General features: G+C 46.0%; 18 protein-coding genes. 6 read left to right on the top strand and 12 right to left on the bottom strand.

Going from position 1 to position 21,545, the window contains the following annotated elements:
• Window positions 1–32 precede the first annotated feature (32 nt).
• The 4 genes from FJQ87_RS15000 to FJQ87_RS14985 all read left to right on the top strand — a co-directional run bounded on the left by FJQ87_RS15000 (window position 33) and on the right by FJQ87_RS14985 (window position 5,749).
• Window positions 33–2,888: a pitrilysin family protein gene (locus tag FJQ87_RS15000; protein WP_140933307.1), complete on the top strand. Its 2,856-nt coding sequence runs from the start codon at window positions 33–35 to the stop codon at window positions 2,886–2,888.
• A gap of 187 nt (window positions 2,889–3,075) precedes the next feature.
• Window positions 3,076–4,647, top strand: coding sequence for a glutamate--cysteine ligase (gshA, locus tag FJQ87_RS14995; protein ID WP_140934146.1), 1,572 nt, complete (start codon window positions 3,076–3,078; stop codon window positions 4,645–4,647).
• 6 nt (window positions 4,648–4,653) lie between these two features.
• Entirely contained in the window at window positions 4,654–5,046 is a 393-nt protein-coding gene (locus FJQ87_RS14990; RefSeq protein ID WP_140933306.1) for a hypothetical protein, read from the top strand.
• Between the two features lie 76 nt (window positions 5,047–5,122).
• Window positions 5,123–5,749 (top strand): hypothetical protein, encoded by a 627-nt coding sequence (locus tag FJQ87_RS14985; protein ID WP_140933305.1) that lies wholly within the window; start codon window positions 5,123–5,125, stop codon window positions 5,747–5,749.
• A 37-nt stretch (window positions 5,750–5,786) separates the two neighbouring features.
• On the opposite strand, the gene FJQ87_RS14980 is transcribed toward FJQ87_RS14985, so the two are convergent.
• From FJQ87_RS14980 to rdgC, 12 genes are all read right to left on the bottom strand, one after another.
• On the bottom strand, window positions 5,787–7,109 hold the full coding sequence (locus FJQ87_RS14980) for a sensor domain-containing diguanylate cyclase (RefSeq protein WP_140933304.1): 1,323 nt from the start codon (window positions 7,107–7,109) through the stop codon (window positions 5,787–5,789).
• A gap of 89 nt (window positions 7,110–7,198) precedes the next feature.
• A complete protein-coding gene (gene purK / locus FJQ87_RS14975) occupies window positions 7,199–8,284 on the bottom strand; it encodes a 5-(carboxyamino)imidazole ribonucleotide synthase (protein ID WP_140933303.1) in 1,086 nt (361 codons plus the stop codon).
• Between the two features lies 1 nt (window position 8,285).
• Complete coding sequence (gene purE / locus FJQ87_RS14970) at window positions 8,286–8,774, bottom strand: 5-(carboxyamino)imidazole ribonucleotide mutase (protein ID WP_140933302.1); 489 nt, start codon at window positions 8,772–8,774, stop codon at window positions 8,286–8,288.
• A gap of 113 nt (window positions 8,775–8,887) precedes the next feature.
• Window positions 8,888–10,108, bottom strand: a complete 1,221-nt coding sequence (gene hydF, locus FJQ87_RS14965) for a [FeFe] hydrogenase H-cluster maturation GTPase HydF (RefSeq protein ID WP_140933301.1) — start codon at window positions 10,106–10,108, stop codon at window positions 8,888–8,890.
• Complete coding sequence (hydE, locus tag FJQ87_RS14960) at window positions 10,101–11,192, bottom strand: [FeFe] hydrogenase H-cluster radical SAM maturase HydE (protein WP_140933300.1); 1,092 nt, start codon at window positions 11,190–11,192, stop codon at window positions 10,101–10,103. The genes hydF and hydE overlap by 8 nt, the downstream gene beginning before the upstream one ends.
• The gene (locus FJQ87_RS14955; protein WP_140933299.1) at window positions 11,189–11,794 is read right to left on the bottom strand and encodes a hypothetical protein; all 606 of its coding nucleotides are present in this window, start codon (window positions 11,792–11,794) and stop codon (window positions 11,189–11,191) included. Before FJQ87_RS14955 ends, hydE begins: the two co-directional genes overlap by 4 nt.
• Complete coding sequence (gene hydG, locus FJQ87_RS14950; RefSeq protein WP_140933298.1) at window positions 11,791–13,224, bottom strand: [FeFe] hydrogenase H-cluster radical SAM maturase HydG; 1,434 nt, start codon at window positions 13,222–13,224, stop codon at window positions 11,791–11,793. The genes FJQ87_RS14955 and hydG overlap by 4 nt, the downstream gene beginning before the upstream one ends.
• Before the next feature lie 80 nt (window positions 13,225–13,304).
• Window positions 13,305–13,976: a cytochrome b/b6 domain-containing protein gene (locus FJQ87_RS14945; RefSeq protein ID WP_140933297.1), complete on the bottom strand. Its 672-nt coding sequence runs from the start codon at window positions 13,974–13,976 to the stop codon at window positions 13,305–13,307.
• Window positions 13,977–13,986: 10 nt separating this feature from the next.
• The gene (locus tag FJQ87_RS14940) at window positions 13,987–14,307 is read right to left on the bottom strand and encodes an iron hydrogenase small subunit (protein ID WP_140933296.1); all 321 of its coding nucleotides are present in this window, start codon (window positions 14,305–14,307) and stop codon (window positions 13,987–13,989) included.
• Window positions 14,308–14,318: 11 nt separating this feature from the next.
• On the bottom strand, window positions 14,319–15,551 hold the full coding sequence (gene hydA, locus FJQ87_RS14935) for an iron hydrogenase large subunit HydA (RefSeq protein ID WP_140933295.1): 1,233 nt from the start codon (window positions 15,549–15,551) through the stop codon (window positions 14,319–14,321).
• Between the two features lie 434 nt (window positions 15,552–15,985).
• Window positions 15,986–17,713 (bottom strand): C4-dicarboxylic acid transporter DauA, encoded by a 1,728-nt coding sequence (gene dauA, locus FJQ87_RS14930; protein WP_140933294.1) that lies wholly within the window; start codon window positions 17,711–17,713, stop codon window positions 15,986–15,988.
• 453 nt (window positions 17,714–18,166) lie between these two features.
• The gene (rdgC, locus tag FJQ87_RS14925; RefSeq protein ID WP_140934145.1) at window positions 18,167–19,078 is read right to left on the bottom strand and encodes a recombination-associated protein RdgC; all 912 of its coding nucleotides are present in this window, start codon (window positions 19,076–19,078) and stop codon (window positions 18,167–18,169) included.
• Window positions 19,079–19,394: 316 nt separating this feature from the next.
• On the opposite strand from rdgC, the gene FJQ87_RS14920 reads away from it, so the two are divergent.
• On the top strand, window positions 19,395–20,321 hold the full coding sequence (locus FJQ87_RS14920) for a porin (protein ID WP_140933293.1): 927 nt from the start codon (window positions 19,395–19,397) through the stop codon (window positions 20,319–20,321).
• A gap of 157 nt (window positions 20,322–20,478) precedes the next feature.
• Window positions 20,479–21,495, top strand: coding sequence for an IS110 family transposase (locus FJQ87_RS14915; protein WP_140930156.1), 1,017 nt, complete (start codon window positions 20,479–20,481; stop codon window positions 21,493–21,495).
• Window positions 21,496–21,545: the final 50 nt, after the last annotated feature.

Raw genomic sequence — 21,545 nt, 5'->3', positions numbered from 1 at the left:
AGAATACTTAGAAAATAATTAAGGAGTTTGCCGTGAAGAAATGGATACTTGCTGCGGCTATTTCTGCAGCGTTAGTAGGCTGTGGTAATCATAATGTCAGTAGCGTCTTAGCGCCTGCGGCAAATAGTGCCCAGTTACCAGCTGGGGTGGTGTTGCTAGAAGATGCCAGCACGCCTTTAGGGCAAGTGGCGATTCCTTATAAAAAGTATCAATTGGCTAATGGCTTAATTGTCGTGTTACATCAAGACAAGTCCGATCCTTTAGTGCATGTGGATGTTACTTACCATGTGGGCTCGGGGCGGGAAGTGCCTGGTCGCAGCGGTTTTGCCCATTTATTTGAACATATGATGTTCCAAGGCTCGAAAAATGTCGGCGATGAGCAGCATTTTAAAGTAGTGACAGAAGCAGGCGGTACGCTAAACGGCACCACAAATACTGATAGAACCAATTACTTTGAAACTGTGCCTAGCAACCAGCTTGAAAAAATGTTGTGGCTGGAATCGGATCGCATGGGATTCTTCTTACCAGCGTTAACCGCTGAAAAGTTTGAAGTGCAGCGCGAAACCGTCAAGAATGAGCGTGGCCAAAGGGTTGATAATCAACCTTATGGGCGTATGTATGAACGCTTTGATCAAGCCTTTTATCCTGCAGGACACCCTTATTCTTGGCCTGTGATTGGTTGGCCTGATGATTTAAATCGCGCCACAGTTGATGATGTGCGCAGTTTCTTTAAGCGTTGGTATGGACCCAATAACGCGACCTTAACCATAGGCGGTGATTTCGACGAGACCACCACTTTAGCCTTAGTCAATAAGTACTTTGGTGAGATCCCGCGCGGCCCTGAAGTGGAAACTATGGCCAAAGTGCCAGTCACTTTAGATGCCACTCGCTATATCTCGATGGAAGATAAAGTTCATTTACCTTTGCTGCGCATAGGTTTTCCTACGGTTTATGCCGGGCACCCCGATGAAGCTGCGTTAGATTTACTGTCACAAATCTTAGGTGGTGGTAAAACATCGCTATTTTACAAAAACTTAGTTAAAGATGGCGTTGCGGTGCAAGCGGGAGTGGGTCATCCCTGCGCCGAACTTTCGTGTCAGTTATTCATGTATGGCGTTGCTAATCCCGCCCAAGGCGGCAAGCTTGCGGATGTTGAGCAGCGCATGCTGGAGTCCATCGATGAGTTTGTTAAACGCGGCGTCACCGATGAAGACTTACAAAAAGCTAAAGTCCAGTTTGAAGCCGATACTATTTTTGGTTTGCAAAGCGTTAGCGGCAAGGTAGCAAAACTTGCCTATAATCAGACATTTTTTGATAAGCCAGATTTAATCGCGGCGGATTTAGCGCGCTATAAAAAAGTGACTAAAGCCGACGTTATGCGAGTCTTTGAGCAATATGTGCAAGGCAAGCCTAGGGTTGTCATGAGCATAGTCCCAGAAGGGCGCAGAGATTTAATTGCGGCCGCGGATAACTTTGTGCCGCCACCTGTGACAATTGCCGCGCAAGCTGTGGCTATGACGGTTGCCGCTTCGGATGTAACATCAAGTTTTGATCGCTCATTGATGCCAATATCAGGCGCAGCGCCATTATTGCAAGCGCCAAGCTTATGGCAAGGTAAGCTTGCCAATGGTATTGAGGTTATGGGCAGTATTAGCCAAGAAACCCCAACCACAGAAATAATTGTGTATCTTAATGGTGGCAGCAGGTTAGCGAGCGTCGAACAAGTCGGGGTTGCAAGCTTAACAGCCAGCTTACTGAATGAATCCAGCGCTAAACGCAGCACCGAAGAGTTAACCCAAGCGTTAGAGTTATTGGGCGCGAGCGTGAGCTTTTCTGCCGGTAGCGAGCAAAGCATCATACGCATTTCGGCGCTGACCGAGCAGTTAGTGCCGGTAATGGCGATAGTGGAAGAAAAGCTTTATCACCCAGGCTTTAATGCAGCTGATTTTGAGCGGGTGAAGCAGCAAACCTTGCAAGGGTTACAGCAAGAGCAGGCCGATCCTAATACCTTGGCGGTTAACGCTTTTAATCAGTTAATGTATGGTGCAAACAACCCGCTTGGGGTTAACACTAACGGGACTATCGCAAGCGTTACCGCGTTAACTTTGGCGGATGTGAAGGCTTTTTATGCCAAGCAATATCGCGCTGGCAATGCGGCTATAGTGGCCGTGACTGATTTAGACCAAGATAAACTGTTGGCAGATTTAGCGGGACTTAGCGGTTGGAGTGGCGCTAAGGTTGAAACGCCAGCCTTAACCTCAATGCCTGAACTTGAAGTTGGTACTATTTATGTGGTTGATAAGCCCGGCGCGGCGCAATCTGTGATCCGCTTAGGTAAGCGCGCTATGCCTTTTGATGCCACCGGGGATTACTTTAAATCTTTCTTGATGAATTACCCATTAGGGGGTGCCTTTAATAGCCGCATTAATTTGAACTTACGGGAAGATAAAGGTTATACCTATGGCGCACGTAGCTACTTTAGTGGCGCCCAAGATAACGGTTTGTTTATTGCGGGGGCTGCGGTGCGCGCCGATGTCACAGGCGCTGCACTGGCTGAATTCATCAAAGAGATAGGCACTTATCAAGCAAGCGGCATTACTAGTGAAGAGCTTGCCTTTATGCGCAGCTCAATCGCTCAAGGTGAAGCCCTTGACTATGAAACCCCATATCAAAAAGCGGGCTTCGTGCGTAAAATTCAGCAATACGGCTTAGATAAAGATTTTACCACTCAGCAATCAGCCTTAATTAACCAAGTGACTAAGCCTGAGTTAGATAAGCTCGCGAAATCTCAACTTGCACTCGATGAAATGGTGATAGTGGTAGTGGGTGATAAAGAGAAAGTCACTAGTCAGCTTAAAGCCTTGGGATATCCGATTAAACAGTTGTAATCAATCGGTTTACTAAAATGCAGAATAACGGCGATAGTTTAGGCTATCGCCGTTGCTTTTTATGGGTTATCACTTGCCTAGGCGCATTTTGGCAAGCACAATGATTAGGTTTATTTCAACAGGCAAGTTGCCATTACTGAAGTTGCCGTCACTATAGAAGGTTGACCTTTTGCATTCTTTTGAAGATATGATCACCCATTTTCACGATAGCGCGGCGAGACAAGCGTTAGCGAATGTGAATCGTGGCATTGAGCGTGAGGCGCTGCGCATTAATGCTGATGGCAGCTTAGCCAATAATCCTCATCCTAAGGTGTTAGGCTCGGCGCTCACTCATGCGCGCATCACCACTGACTATAGTGAGTCTTTACTCGAATTTATTACCCCAGTCACCCAAGAGGTTGATGCACTGCTGACTGGCTTAACTGAGACCCATGCGTTTACGGTTAAGCATCTTGATGGTCAGCAGTTATGGCCTGTGAGTATGCCTTGCTATGTCGGTGATGTAGCTGATATCCCCATTGGCCAATATGGGCCGTCTAATATTGGCAAGATGAAGACCTTATATCGCAAAGGACTGACAAAGCGTTATGGCGCCTTAATGCAAATTATTGCTGGGGTGCATTTTAACTTTTCAGTGTCTGATGAGTTATGGCAGCGTTTATATGATGTCAGTGACAAAACCTTAAGCCTGCAAGATTTTATCAGTGATGGTTATTTTGGGTTAATCAGAAACTATCGCCGTAAAGTGTGGATGTTGCCTTATCTGTTTGGTTCATCGCCAGCGATTTGTCAGTCATTTATTAAGCAAGGTACCGCGCCTTTTGAGTTTAAGAAAATGGGTAAAGGCACCTTGTATTTGCCTTTTGCCACATCTTTGCGCATGAGTGACTTAGGTTATACCAATAAAGAGCAAGAAAGATTAAATATCAGCTACAACTCTTTGGCTGAATACCTTGCGGGTATTAAACGCGCCATCAGAATGCCTTCTGATAATTTTGCCAAAATTGGCGTTAAGCACAATGGTGAATATCAGCAGCTTAATACCAATATTTTGCAGATTGAAAATGAATTTTACGCCCCCATTCGCGCTAAGCGCGTAACGGCAAAAGGCGAAACTCCATCGGCAGCCCTAGATAGAGCTGGGGTGCAATATATTGAAGTCAGAGCCTTGGATGTTAATCCATTTAGTCCTGTAGGCATTGATGCCAATCAAGTGCGTTGGTTGGATTTATTCTTACTTTACTGCTTGTTATCGCCATCAAAACCAAGTTGCGCCAATGAGCAAGTTGAAATTACCGCTAACTTACAAGCTGTGATCCTTGAAGGCCGCAAACCTGGCTTGATGTTAAGTCGGGCAGGCCAAGCGGTCGCCATGAAAGATTGGCTAACGGATGTGTTTGCTGACCTCTCAAGCTTAGCTAGCCTGCTGGATGGCGATGAGGGCACTGACTATCAACAAGCCTTAACTTATTGGTCTAAAGCCATTGATGATCCAGAGCAAACCCTATCAGGACAAGTGATGGCGACACTTGAGCAGCAGCAGTTAGATCATAATGAGTGGGTGCGAAAATTAGCTGAGCAATATCAGCAATTTTTCACTGACTATCCATTAAGCCCTGACGTTGATGCTGAGTTTACCGAAGAAGCCACTGAATCTATGTTAAAGCAAGCGCAGATAGAGGCCGCTGATGACATGGATTTTGATCACTTCTTGGCGCAATATTTTGCTAAAACCAGTTGTTTTAAATACGTAGATTAAAAGCTTATGCTGCAAATACTTGCCTTGGCGCTATTAGTCTTGATGACGGGGTGTGTTAATCCTAATCGCAACCTTACTTGCGCCGCGTTAGCTAATACGCCAGCGCCGCAAGCTGAGGGGCATTATTCTGTCGTTGTGACTCATATCAATGGTAAGCCTGTGGTCTCAGCGCCGATTTTTTATTTAGCGCCAGGGACTTATAATCTCACCATTATGATGCCCCATGAAACTGTGGTGCGTGGTTATAAACACATGCCTGTGAGTCATGAGCTCAGCGTGCATTTGCTGGCCGATCATCGTTATCAATTAGGCGGCGTACTGGCAAGTAAAGGCGTTTGGCATGGCGATATTTGGCAAACCCTTGCAGAGCCTTGCTCTATGGCAGTTCCTTTGGGTTAATCCCGTGTTGTTTTTTACATGTTTCGTGATTGATTATTAGTATAATCAATCACTTCTTATCTTGAGTGGCGATTCCATGCTTGAAATTAAGGCCCAAAGCGGGCGTAAACTCCCGCTAATTGCGCTGTTATTACTTACGGGTTGTGCTTCTAGTCCGCCGGAAAATCCTGAAAACATTTGTGCCATCTTCAGTGAGCATCGCCACTGGTACGATGCCGCCAAAGATGTGCGTGATAAGTGGGGCGTACCTGTACATATTCCGCTGGCCATTATGTATCAAGAAAGCTCATTTCGGCATAATGCCGCCCCGCCGATGCAATACTTTTTAGGGTTTATTCCAACGGGGCGCGCCAGTGATGCTTATGGCTATGCTCAAGCCAAATCAGGTACTTGGGGCGATTACGCCAAAGAGACAGGTAATTCTTGGTCGAGTCGCAGTGATTTTGATGATGCCATAGATTTTATGGGCTGGTTTGTCACTAAAAGTCATAAAATCAATGGTGTTTCTAAGTGGGATGCCCGCAATCAATACTTAAATTATCACGAAGGCTGGGGCGGCTATAAACGCGGTACTTATAAGTCTAAGCCGTGGTTGATTAAAGTCGCGGCTAAGGTGGATGATCGCTCTAAGCGTTATGCGGCTCAGTATCGCCAATGCCAAAAAGAGCTCGATAGGTCGTGGTTATCTCGGCTCTTTTTCTGATTAGGGTTTGATTATTCTTTGCTTGTGCTTGCTGCCATTAGCCTGCATGTTGCGCTGTGTTTGCTTTATCTATATCAACTGCTGGCGATGGCATAGGCTCTGAATTAATAGACTCTGAATTAATAGGCATGGAATTAATAGACTTTGAATGCATAACCATAGGGCTAAGGGCTTTGCTCTTAGCCTTTTTTTGTTGGTACATAGCCTGATCAGCCTCAGCAAAACTGCAGTCAAAATCGCCTTGATAGTGACTCTGACCGACGCTGTAACCTATCACAGGCTGGTGCTGTTGGCACATGGTGCTAAGGGCTTGCAAGCTTAACGCTAACTTAGCGCTATTGCCTGGTTCAAACACCACAAATTCATCACCACCAAAACGGGCGATTAATGCTGTCTCGCTAAAGGCGTGCCGCAAATTATTAGCAAAGGCTTTAATCACATCATCCCCCACAGTGTGACCTAATTGATCATTAATCTGCTTAAGATTATCAAGATCTATTACCAGTAATTGGCCTGCTGTTTGTTGATGAATTAGCTTATCAAAGCGCTGCCTATTAATGAGCCCTGTTAAACCATCGCTATTGGCGAGCGCATTAATTTGCTGCGCTTGCTGATATGAGGTCAGGGCATAGCTGGCTTCGCGGCTTAAAATGGCCACCAGATTTCTATCAAAATTACCAAAAGCGCCGGCGCGTGGGCTATCTAAATTAAGCATGGCGTAGAAAGTATTGTTGACATAAATGGGGGCGGATAAGGTTGCCTTAATTGGCACTTCACAACTGTTATGCAATATATGGCACTGCTGCTCTGATAAGGCGTTATTACTATTGAACTTGGTTATGTCATCAATAGATACTACTTGATCGCATTTGCCTGCGGTTAATTGGTAGGTGAAGGTTTGCAATATCGAGAAACGAATACTTTGCAGAGCTTGTAAATCCATATGACGCGCGCACAAAAACTCACACTCTTGCGTCTCTTGGTTGATTTTAATGATACTGCCCATTTGTGCGGCCGGAATTAGCTTGATAGCTTGATCAAGCAAGGATGAGAAAAATTCGGTCTCATTATTAAAATCATGGGCGGTTAAGGTGAGTTCGGCCGTCACTTGGTTAATGTGTAACACCCGCTCTAAATGTTGCCACATTTGGTTGATATGCAAGCGATACAGGAATTGCGCCCCAAGAATACATAAAGTGTAGAGGCCAACAAATAGCAGGATATGTTGACCGATAGCCACCTGAGTTTTATTTAAATACAACCATACGCACAAATAAATAAGAGGCAGTGCTAGCAGAAAAAAAATGGCGTATTTATGCTTGCTATGTACTTTTGAATGCTTAATTTTGAAGGCTGACATACCGACTCATCAGAAATAAAAAAAGCCACAACCCTGCGATGGCTATGGCTATAGTAACTTTTTGGAAAAGAAATTGTTAGTGTTAATACCTACTTGTTATCATCTAACCAAGTCAAAGGTGCTTGATATTGTGACGGTAACCATAGTTTCAACGTCTTTAAAGTTTCGCTTAAACGCTCTGGGTCTGTGGCATTAATATTTAGATGGCCGACTTTACGCCCAGGGCGCACTTCTTTGCCATACCAATAAAGCTCGGTATTGGCTAATGATAACCAACGCGGGTCATATTCCACCCCAATTAAATTAACCATGGCCACCTGACATTTAATGCTTAACTCTGGAATCGCTAAATTAGCCAGCGCCCGCAAATGCAATTCAAACTGATTGATATGGCATCCCATTTGCGTCCAGTGACCAGAGTTATGGACCCGCGGCGCAAGTTCATTGACTAATAAGTCATCGCCGAGACGAAAACACTCCATCGCCATCACGCCAACATAATCAAGGCTATTCATAATGCGGCTCAGCATGGCCTGCGCTTTTGCTTGCAATGGTTTAAGGCGCGCTAACGGCGCTAAGGTCGCCATTAAAATGCCATCTTGATGTAAGTTCAGCATTAATGGATAAAAATGGCACTGACCATTAGCATCGCGCGCCCCGACCAGTGACACTTCTTCATCAAACGCTATGGCTTGCTCAGCAATACTCAGTTCACGCCAATCATTGGGGATCGCACTATTATTACTGGCATTTAACCAATGCTGACCTTTGCCATCGTAGCCGCCGGTGCGCCGTTTAAGTAATACTCGCTCACCTAATTGCTGAAATAGCTCAGCGTTAGACACATTGCTATCCACTAAGCGCCAAGGTGCAGTAGCCACTTGGATATCATCTAATAAGGATTTTTGGCTATATCTATCGGCAAGGCGGGTAAACACGCCGCCATTGATAAAATGGGGATGCTGACTTAATTGCAAACTTAACGACGATTCTGGCCATTGCTCGCGCTCAGCAGTAATCAGATCGTTGGCGCCTAACGGCAGACGGGCATCACTTGGGGTCATAATATCAACCGGAGTGATGTTAAGGCCTAAAGGCTGGCCTGCATGCTTCATCATGGCGCCGAGCTGGCCGTCGCCTAACACCCAAATATTGGGCATGCTTATGCTAGTCATCTTAGGCCTCACGCGGGTCAGGGTTAGATAACACATCATCGGTTTGCGCTTGACGGAACGCATCGATGCGCGCGGCTAATTCGTTATCCGTGATAGCCAAAATCTGCGCGGCCATTAAGCCTGCGTTAAACGCGCCGGCATTACCTATGGCTAAGGTGCCAACGGCTATGCCTTTAGGCATTTGCACGATAGACAATAAGCTATCCATGCCATTTAAGGCTTTGCTTTGCACTGGTACGCCAAGCACAGGTAAACGGGTTTTAGAGGCGAGCATGCCAGGTAAATGAGCTGCGCCGCCTGCGCCGCCAATAATCACACTAAAGCCGTTATCTGCAGCATTTGCAGCAAAGGCGATGAGTTTGTCGGGAGTACGATGGGCCGAAACCACTTCTACATGATAACTAACTTGTAAAATATCTAAGATCTCAGCCGCGGCCTGCATTGTTGGCCAGTCACTTTTTGATCCCATTACAATGGCTACCTGATGCATCTGAACTCCTGTTATTGTTATTAAGCTTGGCAGAGGGTCTATCCCCTAATGGCGCGCATCATAACATAACGTCTGTTTAGTATCGTGAACACAGTTTAGGGGAATAACGACAATCATTTAGCCGCTAATAACGGGGTTGAAATCCGCGCTAACACCCCTTGCAGTTTCGCCAGTGCAATGCCGTAATTACACATTGGCACTTGAGCCATTTGACACTCTCTGATGCGCCTAAGCATCTCTGCGCGATTAAACATACAGGCGCCGCAGTGCAGCACTAGCGCATATTGCTTAAGATTGGCTGGAAAATCATGGCCAGCAACCACTTCAAATTCGAGCTGTTTCCGTGAGTATTGGGATATGAGCTTAGGCAACTTATCGCGGCCAATATCATCTTCTTGCACATTGTGACTACAGGCTTCGGCAATCAGGATTTTATCGCCATCTTGCAGGCTATCTAAGGCGTTGGCGCCACTGACCATAGGGGCGAGATCGCCCTTAGCGCGAGCAAATAAGGTGGAGAAAGTCGTTAACGCAATATCATCAGGCACTATGGCGGCCACTTGCTTAATGGCCTGGGCATCTGTGATCACCAATTTAGGTGGCGTTACACATTGCGCTAAGGTTTGACTGAGTTGCTCGGTTTGGCACACCATGGCAATGGCATGCTTATCTAAGGCTTCCCGTAAAATTTGGACTTGCGGCAAGATTAAGCGCCCTTTGGGAGCCGCGCTATCTATGGGGGCAACACAAATAATGGTGTCCCCAGCATGGTAATGATCGCCTGCCAGCACTAAGTCAGCCTTTAGTTCTTTGGGCGCTAAATCAAACAGGGCTTGGCAAAGTAACTCGCGCCGCGCACTGTGACTTGTGGTCATGGCTAACAATGGCAGCTGTTGCTGCTGACACCAATGGCTGTCTTGCTCGCTGATGGCCCCTAAATCTTGCTTGTTAAATATGACTAATAATGGAATGGCAAGTGCTTGATACTGCAAAATATGCTGTTTATCCAGTGTGGTGAGGCCAAGGTTATCAACCACATACATCAGCATGTCGGCGCGAGCGATAACCCGCATACTGGCTTCTACTCTTTGTAATCCAAGCTCGCCTTCATCATCAAGTCCGGCAGTATCAAATAAGCTCACTGGCCCAAGAGGCAGCAGTTCGTACGCTTTAGCCACTGTATCTGTGGTTGTGCCTAAGGTGTTGGATACTATAGAGACTTGCTGCTCAGTTAATAGATTAATCAGGGAGGATTTACCGACATTACGTCGTCCTGCCAGCACAATATGATAGCGCAGCCCGCGCGGGGTCTGTTCGGCAATGGCATTACACATGAGTCATCCTTAAGCTGTCACCGCGATGAGATACAGGAATAAAACCTGTGGCGGTAATTTGCTGTTGTAGTTGTGAAATTCGCGTGGCTAAGGCTAAGCGATTAGCATTTTTCCCAGGATAAATGCCGTAGTTTTGCGAGACGCTTGGTGGCGTAAAAGAGGGCATGATGACATTGCTGCCAAGCCTTAATGATGCCAAGCGGCTGCCAGCTTCTAAAGCATCCAAAGCGCTAGTAGCGGGGATATTTGCGAGTGGATTCATGAGTCTTAATAGGGCATTGATGCGCTGACTCTTAAGAACGCTGCCATTGGCGTTATTCGCCATTGGTGTTTGCGGATGGGCAACGAAGGGGCCGCAGGCAATCATGTCAAGATTGAGGGCAGTTAACATTAATATGTCGTTTGCCATCATGGCGTCGCTAGTGCCAGGTAAATCGATAATAATGCCACTGCCTACTTGATACCCAAGTGCTTGCAATTGCTGTAATTTCAACAGTCGCGCTGTGAAATCAGCTTTTGGGCGCGCCGCCGCAAATAGCGCTTTATCAAAGGATTCCATTTTAAGTAAGTAGCGATCGGCGCCCGCGTGACGCCACAAGGCAAAATCCTCGTGGTTTCTATCCCCTAGGGATAAAGTGATGGCAAGGGCGGTTTGCTGCTTAATGCTTGTGATGATGCGCGCAACGCTAGCTGCGCTATAGCGACTGTCATCCCCAGATTGCAATACAACTGTGCCCATGCCTAAACGCTCAGCATCAAGAGCGGCTGCTATGATTTGCGCTTCAGTTAAACGGTAGCGTTCAACGGCGCGGTTATTGGCGCGCAGGCCGCAATAGTGGCAGTCATTACGGCAAAAGTTAGAAAACTCAATCACGGCGCGTAAAAACACTTGGCGCTTAAAATTGTCTTGGGTGACTGCGTTTGCTTGACTAAAAAGCCAAGCGTCATCAGCGCCTTGCAGCAATTCAACTAATTGCTGCTGACTGAATGTCAGCGCTTTACCTGTATTTGTGCTCTGCTCATTTTGCTCCTTGGGTTGATGCCAAGAAGCAGTAGTGTGTTGATTATGCTCGCTTGGACTCATCGCATATCGCCCTCATTTTCAGCTCTTTGATGGTGCTGCAACACTTGGCGGCATTCATCAAGGTGGCGAGATAGCGCTTGTGACCAAGCATCATTAGTTGGAGTAAATGCTAATGAATCGCTACCTAGATCAAGGGGCTGAGGCGCAATATCCAATTCCAACCAAAACCCCTGGGCCGCAGGGGTGGCGCTGTGGGCATAATGGCCTAAAAACAAGCGACTATCGGTCAAAATCATAGGCTGAGTGGGGAGCTGCTCAGTCTCTATGGCTTGCACTTGCTGAGGGTAGCGGTTAACTAATTGCGACACCCAGTGCGCTGACGCTTGCCATTCGTTGGCAATAGCTGCTGCGCTAGCGCCTTGGCGCAGCACTTGATTAAAATCATGCAGCCAAGTGACTTGAGTGCTGGTGGAAATTAAGCGCAGTCGCTGTAACTTCCCTTGGCTTAATTGCTGCTGTAACACCTCATCGACTACGCCATTTGCAAAGCGCGAATACAAGGCGGCATGCATGATGACATGGCGACTGCACGCCAGCGCTTCGATTAACGCGCCCATGTCTAACCCTGGGCTAACCTTGACCTTAAGTGGGGCAGTATTCACAAGTAAATATCTCGCTTGCCTTCATCTGTCATGGTTAAACATTGGCTAATGTTGCGCCGACGACTTGGGCTCAACTTATCTAACTCTCTTTCAATCAGTTGATTACCAGCTTCGCGGGTCTTTTCGCTGGCATAATCATTAAGATACTCTCGAAAAGTGATTAAGGCGTTAGGCTGACAAAACTTGCCAATAAACTGCTGCTTAGCAAGCCCCATAAAGTGATCGCCAGTGCGCCCTTTGCGATAGCAGCCAGTGCAGAAGGACGGAATAGCATCAGACTCTGTCACTAGCTCATAAATGATGTCATCCATAGCGCGATGATCGCCCAAGCTAAATTGCTCAGAATCTTGCTGGTCATCTTGGCTGGCTTGATAACCGCCTGGCGAGGTTTTAGAGCCTGCGCTAATTTGCGACACCCCCAAGCTTAATAATTCGCGTCTAAGCTCTGCGCTTTCACGGGTACTCATAATCAGTCCGGTATAAGGCACAGCTAAGCGGGTAATAGCCACAATACGCTTAAAGCATTCATCATCCACTTCAAACGGCGGCTTTTCTGACAAACTTGAGCCGTGGGCCGGTTCAATGCGCGGGAAGGAAATCGTATGTGGGCCAACGCCACAATCAAGTTCTAGTTGCTTGGCATGCGCTAATAAAGCCAGTAATTCAAACTTGTGATCATACAAGCCAAACAAGGCGCCAATGCCAACATCATCAATGCCTGCTTCCATCGCGCGGTGCATGGCATAGAGGCGATATAAGTAATCTTTCTTCTTGCCCTTGGTATGCACAGTTTCATAAGTCGGGCGATGATAAGTTTCTTGGAAACACTGATAAGTACCAATGGCCGCCGTTTTTAAAATGGCAAAGTCACTGGTATCCATAGGCGCGCAGTTAACATTTATTCGGCGAATTTCGCCGCTGTCACCATGCTTGACGCTATACATAGTAGCAATGCTGTCGACTATGGCGTTGACGTTATTACGGGGATGCTCGCCATACACAGCTAAAATGCGCTTGTGGCCCATGGCTTCAAGCACTTCAACTTCTTTAACTATTTCATCTTGTTGTAGGGTTTTGCGTTTTAACTCATGGTTATCGGCATTAAAGCCGCAATAACTGCAAGCATTGGCGCAATGATTCGACACATATAAGGGCGCAAACAACACAATGCGATTGCCATAAATGGTGTTTTTAATGTCGCGGGCAATGGCGAACATTTGCTGTTCAAGCTCACAGTCTTGATTTTGTAACAGTACGGCTGTGTCTTCTAGGGTCAGACCTTCACATAGACGCGCTTTGGTTAATACGGCTTGAACCTGAGCTTGGCTCGGGGCGGTATTGGTGTTGAGCAGTTCCCATATTTTATCCTCTTGGATGAAACTAACGCTGGGATCATAAATGGGTTGTTTTAAGTCATGATGGGCTGACATAGAAAAATCTCACAGATAAAAATGGGCGGTACTATCGGCATGCTCTGGACGGCATGCCGATAGCGATACATCAAGGCTAGTTAGCTTGGCTTTTGGCTATTGGCATTCACCGCCACGATTTCTTGCTCCACCCATAATGGGGTGTATTCAGCCGCATCGTGATAAGGCACATTGCCGTGGATCATCATGGCCTTAAAGTCATCGAAACGATAAACCGCTAAGAACAAGTGCACGGGTAAGAAGGCTGTTAAGATTAAGCCTGAAACAAGATGGATCATGCCTAAGCTGTAACCTAAATCGCGTGGCATTACGTGCGGCACTAACCATAAGGCAATGCCTGAAATGATGAGTAAAGTGCCGCCAATTAACACGCAGGCGCCAAACAGTTTTTGGCCTGAGTTGTACTTGTTCATAGGTGGAACCGGAACTTTTTTACCCAGTAAGAACTTCTGTGGGTAGCCACCTAACACCATGAACCATTTAACGTCGCGCATGGAAAAGCTGAATACGCGCGCAATAAATAGCACGACTCTATCAAAGGCCATCACAGTAAAGGCCACGGCATCGAGCGCCATCACTACCCCAGCTATGATATGAATATCAAAGGTTAACTGCATGGCGGTTTGCGACAGGGGCTTGAAAAATAACATCAAACCCGTGACGGCCAGAGGTAAAAAGCTTAATAGCAAAATGTAGTGAAAAATCCGAACGTTGAGCGGATGTTTTAAGATTGGGCGAGTATCGTGATGCATGATGGCCTCCTTAAGAATTCAACTTAGTACGATCAACAAAATGGGTGTGGAGTAAATCGTGGGACATGTGTCCTAATGGCTCTCCACCAAATTCTTGATAATATTTAGTCACCGCTGGGTTTGCATGACTCACCCGTAATTTGGCGATGGCATCATCTTTATACAGGCCTTGAGCGCGCGCCTTGATATAGTCATTTCGCTTGGCAATGCGGTTAGATATCCAGCCGATGGGCAGAGCTAATACCGCGATAAATGCGCCGCCAATGGCCATAAAGCGGCGACGGGATAAGAAAAAGCTGTCTTCAGCAAATTCGTGAGTTTTTCTAGTCATAACATAATCCCTTAAATATTACCGACCCAAGATGAGCCTGAACCATCGATAGGTTGACCGCCGCCATTGACGCAGCCGCCAGCGCAGTTCATGACTTCAATGAAATGATAAGGCGAGGTACCCGCCATGATGTCGCGTAACATTGGCGTTATGTTGTTACCCATGTCGTGCACTACGGCTAAGTTGATGGTGACTTCCTGACCTAACTCATTATCAAATAAAGTCACTGAGGCTTGTTTAACGCCATCAAGGCCGCGCACTGGCTCAAGTTCAAGTTTCGCCATTTCAGTGCCAGTTAATACCTTATGAGCGGTACGAACGGCCGCTTCCATCACGCCGCCTGTGTTACCAAAAATAGTGCCAGCGCCTGTGTATTCAGAGAACAAGCTATCGCCGTCATAATCTGGGGTCGTGGCTAAATCGATTTCAAGCAGCTTAAGCAGTTCAGCCATTTCGCGGGTGGTAAGCACGGCATCAATATCTTGATAAGGCGCGGCATTGCTGCCTTGAGCTTGATGATATTGCCACGCAGAGTTAAATTCTGGACGTGAGGCTTCCAGTTTCTTAGACGTACAAGGCATAACCGCAACCGTGAAGATTTTCTCTGGCTGCATATCGTAAATCTTGGCGCCATAAGTCTTAGCGACTGTGCCTGCCATTTGCTGTGGTGATTTAGCCGTCGATAAATGTGGCAGCAGCGCTGGATACTGAGTTTCTAAATAGCGCACCCAGCCTGGGCAGCATGACGTAAATTGCGGTAATTTACCGGCATCTGGGTCGCCATTAACATTGGCGTGCAGGCGATGAATAAACTCTGAGCCTTCTTCCATGATGGTTAAGTCGGCGGCAAAGTTACAATCAAAAATGTTAAAGCCAGCTTGGTGCATAGCGCCATAGAGCTTCTTAGTGACTAATTCACCTTGTGGAAAACCAAATTCTTCACCAATGGCAACGCGCACCGCTGGGGCAATAATACCGACCACTTTGGTGGCTGGGTCATTGAGTTTTTTAATCACAGTTTCTAGGGCACTGTGGGTTTCAACAATGGCGCCAAATGGGCAGTTGATTAGGCATTGGCCGCAGCTTAGGCACTTTTCTTTATCTATGGAGTGAACGGCGCCTTCATTGCCGTCGATGGCATTGGTTGGGCAGAACTTTTTACAAGCATCACAGCCTTTACACTTGGACGCCTGGATCTCGATCAGTCCTTGGATTTCTCCTGGTTGATAGCTAGTCGCTGTCATAGCAATATGCGTTCCTTATTTTTATTTTATTCATTGCCTAAGCAGCATGGAACGGCCACTTAGTGAGGTCTTTAAGCTACGACAGTGTAGAAAAATGCGTTAAGGGTAAACTTGCTTAACGTCAATGAATTGACTCGATTCAACATTTTTTAGAAGAATTTAGATATTTATCGGGGTGCTAATGCGATGAAAATTAACCAATTTAGAGTTTATGGCTTAATGCTGGTGGCAATTTGTATAAAAATAGGGGCATTTTGTCCCACCTTGTGAACCCGCAGCTATGGGGTTAGGTTGAACTAAGGTGGTTTTGGCGATTATTGCGAAACGATTGGCGAAAAAGTGGTCAGGATTGAGTGACAAGCAAAAGCAAAAGGGGGCTAATAGATAATAAGCAAGGCTTAAGAGAGGTATCTTAAGCCTTGCATTACATTCAATTAATACTGAGCGAGCGCATCTTGCAAGCTTGGATAGAAGGTTAATACACCCTCTATCGGTTCAATCTTGGCTCTGGCTAAGGTGCGCAGCGGTTGAAATTGCAGCTCACAAATCAGCAGATGGGTTTGATTGTGTCGGCATAAATCAATCAGCTTAGTTAAGGCGGCTAAGCCGCCGGCATCGAGTAAGGTCACGCCTTCTAATTGTAAAATCAGGGTATGCTTGTTATCGCTAAGACGAGCGATTTCACCAAAGACGTTTTCGGCCGCGGCAAAAAATAGTGGGCCATCAATCCTTAGTACACTGACATCATCATCGAGTTTTTGACTCATATCTTCAGACACATAGCGCTTGTCATGACGAATATCGCGGGTGCGGGTCATTTCTGCCAAATCTTTCATAAAGAGTAAGGCGGCTAAGGCGATGCCCACACTAATGGCGATGACCATATCAAACATCACAGTTAAGCCAAAGCACACTAAAAATACTGTAACGTCACTCATAGGCGCCGTTTTTAATAAATGCACGGCTTTATGGGCTTCACTCATGTTCCAGGCTACTACTAACAATAAGGCGGCCATGGCTGACATAGGTACAAAGGCCAAGATATTAGCGAGCGCCACTAAGGCGAGCAAGACGACTAATGAATGCACTACGGCTGAAATGGGGGATTGGCCGCCAGATTTTACGTTCGCTGCGCTGCGAGCAATGGCCGCCGTTGCAGGTATGCCGCCAAAAAATGGCGCAATGATATTACCTAAGCCTTGGCCGAGTAATTCACTGTTAGCGCTGTGGCGTTTACCTGTCATGCCATCAAGCACGACAGCGCACAATAAGGATTCAATGGCGCCAAGCATGGCAATGGCAAAGGCGGATGGCAGCAGGGCTTGAATCAAGCTTAAGTTAATAGTGAGCGGCGTATTATCTGGGCCTGCCTGTAACCATGGCCATTCAAACGAAGGCAATACTGGCGGAATACCAAAACCTGTGGTGCCATCGGCTAAGGTGTAGTGAAAGCGGCTGCCTATGGTTTCAATATCCTGCCCATATTGATTCAGCAATAAGGCCAGTAAACTGCCGATAATGACAGCGGGTAAATGGGCTGGCACTGGCAATTTTAATTTAGGCCACAACAGCATGACGGCTAAGGTCACTAAGGCGACAACTAAGCTTGGCCAGTGACTGCTAGGCATAGCTTCCGCTAAGGCCGAAATTTTCTGCCAGTAATGCTCAGGCATTTCGCTGATAGTTAAACCAAAAAAATCTTTTAGCTGCAAGGTGGCGATAACCACACCAATACCCGCGGTAAAGCCTAAGGTAATGGATTCTGGAATGTATTGAATCAAGCGGCCAAGGCGCATCATGGCCATCAAAACTAAAATGATGCCAGACATCACGGTTGCCATTAATAGCCCCGCCAGTCCAAATTGTTGCGCAATCGGATACAGCAAAACCACGAAGGCCGCGGTTGGCCCAGAAATACTTAAACGCGAGCCGCCAGTAAAGGCAATGACAACGCCGGCAATAATGGCGGTATATAAGCCGTATTGCGGCGGCACGCCGCTGGCAATCGCGAGCGCCATGGCTAAGGGGATGGCAATAATCCCGACGGTAATCCCGGCCAAAATGTCTTTAGCAAATTTAGCCTTGTTATAGCTGGAATTGAGGCATGCATCTCGAAAAGCAAAACCGAGTTGCAGTGAAAAAAGGTGAGCTCTATGTGGCACTGTGTTTACCTTATGGCCGATGAAATTATAAACAGTGAAGCGGGTAACAAGTGTAGTTAGCAAAATCTTACGGCAATGTGAGGCCTATCGCACTTTGGTTAATGGCAATCTAATTATTTTTAACTGCGTGGGTGCTTACGGGTGAAGTTTGTACTCGGGGCTGATTAGCTGTCTATAAAGTGGTTTGCGAATGTTTGTTGCTTGAGACTCGATATTACAGATAAGACATGCCGCTTTATTGGGGTGACAGTATGTAAATGAAAGAACCCAAATGAGAGTGCTTTAATGAAAGCACTTAAATGAAAGCACTTAGATGAAAGTAGTCAAATGTCAGTGGCGCCAATCGATGAAGCCGAACCGGGAAATAGCTGCGCGACTGAGCACGTAAACTAAGCACAGTCGCGCAACTCTAATTAGGGGGCTTAAACAATTGGCAAGCCCCCAAATCAGCGCTTAGTCTTTTGACTCTAGGCCACCTAGCACGTCAATCAGAGCCTTCATAAAGGCCACTAACTCGCCGCTCATTAAGCTGAAATCAGCATCTAAACGCACCATAGGATCTTCATCATTGACATCATCTGTGCTCGCTCTAAATTCTTCTGAGAATTTAAGGCGCTTAACGCTGGTATCTGATTGCAGTAAAAAGGCAATGGACTGCTCAAAATGCAGCGCTAACTTATGCACTTGCTTGCCGGTTTCTAAGTGCGCCAGCACTTCGGCTTCTTGCAGATTTTGCTGCTTAAAGCGCACTATGCCGCCTTCATCGGCAATGGATTTAAGCTCAGCTTCATCTTGCATCACAAATGGCGCTGGGGCATGGCCTTGAGCTAACCAAGTGGTTAACTGCTGCTCAACTGGCACAGTGAATGTCACAGGAATAACCGGCAAGCTGCCTAACGCTTTACGCAACAAGGCTAATAATTCTTCGGCTTTAGTGGCGCTAGAGCTGTCGACTAAGATCAGTTGCTCATCTAATAAAATCAGCGCTTGGGTTTGGCTGCGACGAGAAAACGCGCGCGGCAATAAAGTGGTGGTCACTTCATCTTTAAGCGCATCTTTTTCTTTCTTGGTGACTTTTCGCTGTTCGGCTTGCTCAATTAACGCCACTTTCTCATCAATGGCTTCTTTCACCACTTGGCCTGGCAGAATTTTTTCTTCTTTGGTAGTGCTAATTAAAAATCGGTTATTAGCGCAATGCACTAAGGTTTGGCCATGTTTACCAAAGGCCTTTGAAAAACCAAATTTGCTGACATCTTGGCTAGTACAAGGGCTAAAGCTGAATTCCGCCAAGGCTGTTTCAAGTACGGCTTCGTCGGTGGTAAAAGGTTTATTGAAACGATAAAGGGTCAGGTTTTTAAACCACATAGCACAGGTATCCATAGCGAAATAATGGCGCAGTTTACGCCAGACCATAAAGAGGGTAAAGCCAACCTTAGGCTGATAAGACGATCCGCCCGTAAAAGCACCTAGTTTTGTGCCCATTTACTATGCCGTTTGGCATGGCAATTATGTCGAATTAAGCCATATTTATTGGTTTTCACAGATTAAGACTTTAATAAATAAGGCGTTGCTTAATAAAGTTTTAGCGAAAATTTAAACCTGACATAAAATTGTAATGAAGCTGTTGCATGATGCAGACAGTTAAAAAAACAAAACAAACTTGCTTTAAAGGATGATGATAATGAAACAGTTCACTAAAACGCTAATCGCGACCTCATTAGTAACGTTAACTATGGCCTCTGCCCAAGCCGCTGATCCTCTGACTGTTTATGGTAAGTTAAATGTTACCGCCCAATCTAATGATGAGAAGGGTGAGGAAACGACCACTATCCAAAGTAATGCCTCACGCTTAGGTGTTATGGGGGCGTATGAAATCAGCTCAGATTTAGAAGCGTTTTATACCTTGGAATATGAAGTGGATACCGGGGCCGAGACCAGTGATAACTTTACTGCTCGCAATCAGTTTGTCGGCTTACGCGGTAACTTCGGTGCATTCTCAGTCGGTCGCAATGATACATTATTAAAAGTGTCACAAGGCGGCGTAGATCAATTCAATGATTTATCTGGCGACTTAAAAAATCTGTTTAAAGGTGAAAACCGCTTAGCGCAAACTGCCACTTATTTAACTCCAACTATGTCGGGTATTACTTTAGGTGTGACGTATGCCGCTGAAGGTGATGCTGCACAAGAAGATGAAAATGGTTTCTCGGTGGCGGCTATGTATGGTGATAGCAAATTAAAATCAACGCCAATTTATGCCGCGCTGGCTTATGACTCTAAAGTCAAAGGCTATGATATTTTGCGTGCCAGCGTTCAAGGTAAAATTGTTGGGGTAGTGCTGGGCGGTATGTATCAGCAGCAAGAAAAAACCGTGAATGGTGATATGAAAAATGGTTACTTGTTCAGTGCGGCTTACGATATTAATGCTGTGACCTTAAAGGCTCAGTATCAAGACATGGAAGATTTAGGTGAGAGCTGGTCGGCAGGCGCCGATTACAGCTTGTCTAAACCGACTAAGTTATTAATGTTTTACACTGACCGCTCTTATGATATGGCCTCACGTGATAACGATAAGTACTTTGGTGTAGGTCTTGAGCATAAGTTTTAATGTGCGCTTGCTATTAATCGGCATGGTTTGAACCTTAGCGATTAATACCGCGAAACTTAAGTTAAGTCATAAAAAAAGGCCCTACGGGCCTTAATTAGATGGTCCGCCTCACCCCTAAGCTAAGCTTAGGGTTAGGCAAACAAAGAGGCGAACCATCATGTCTACTATTAAAGTAATTGGGATCGATTTAGGCAAATCTTCTTTTCATCTTGTTGCTCATGACTATAGCGGTCGAGAGCAATTTCGAAAGCATTTATCTCGCGCAAAACTTATTGAGTTTTTAGCTCAAATACCCGCAACAATCATAGCTATGGAGTCATGTGGTGGCTCACATTGGCTCGCTCGAAAGTGCCAGTCTTTTGGGCACGAAGTTAAACTCATTCCTCCGCAGTACGTTAAACCTTACGTTAAAACTAATAAAAATGATTACATCGATGCTGATGCAATAGCGGAAGCATCAACACGCCCATCGATGCGCTTTGTTGGTGTTAAAACTGAAACTGCTCAGGTTATCTCAGTGATCCAACGTATTCGTTCTAGTTACGTAAAAGAGCGTACCGCGTGCATGTCCCGTATTGGAGCTATCTTGCTTGAATTTGGTATGAGCTTCCCTAAAGGGCATAGCAAGATGAAGAGCCTATTTCAATGGCTTGCTTATAGTAAAGAATCTATTCCTCAGATGTTAATGCAGGAGTTGATTGAGCATCACGAATACTATTTACAGCTTAATGAGCGTATTGCAGGTCAAGATAACAAGCTGAAACAGCTTGTCGAGCAAAATGAAGATGCTCAACTGCTTAAATCTATCCCAGGTGTGGGAAATTTAACAGCGAGTCAGTGTTTAGCGGATATCTCCGATGTGGGTCACTTTAAAAATGGACGACAGTTAGCCGCCTGGATAGGGCTTGTCCCACATCAATACTCAACTGGCGGCAAAACCACGCTTTTGGGGATAAGTAAGCGCGGCAACAAAGCGTTGAGGACGTTATTCATCCATGGTGCACGGTCGATTTTATCAAGGCCAGAGGTTGCAGTCGCTGTTTTTGGTGAATGGATTTTGGAGTTAAGAGCCAGAAAGCCATTTAACGTAGCGGTTGTCGCTTTGGCGAATAAGTTAGTGCGGATAGCGTGGTCAGTGTTATCGACCAAGCAAGCATTTGAAGTAAGAGTTTAAGCCGAGTTTGCAGATGATAAAAAAGATGGCAGAACGGTCAGACCACTAGA

It is taken from the genome of Shewanella sp. SNU WT4 (assembly GCF_006494715.1).
Taxonomy (GTDB): Bacteria; Pseudomonadota; Gammaproteobacteria; order Enterobacterales; family Shewanellaceae; genus Shewanella.
This window is presented reverse-complemented; position numbering and strand designations above follow the sequence as displayed.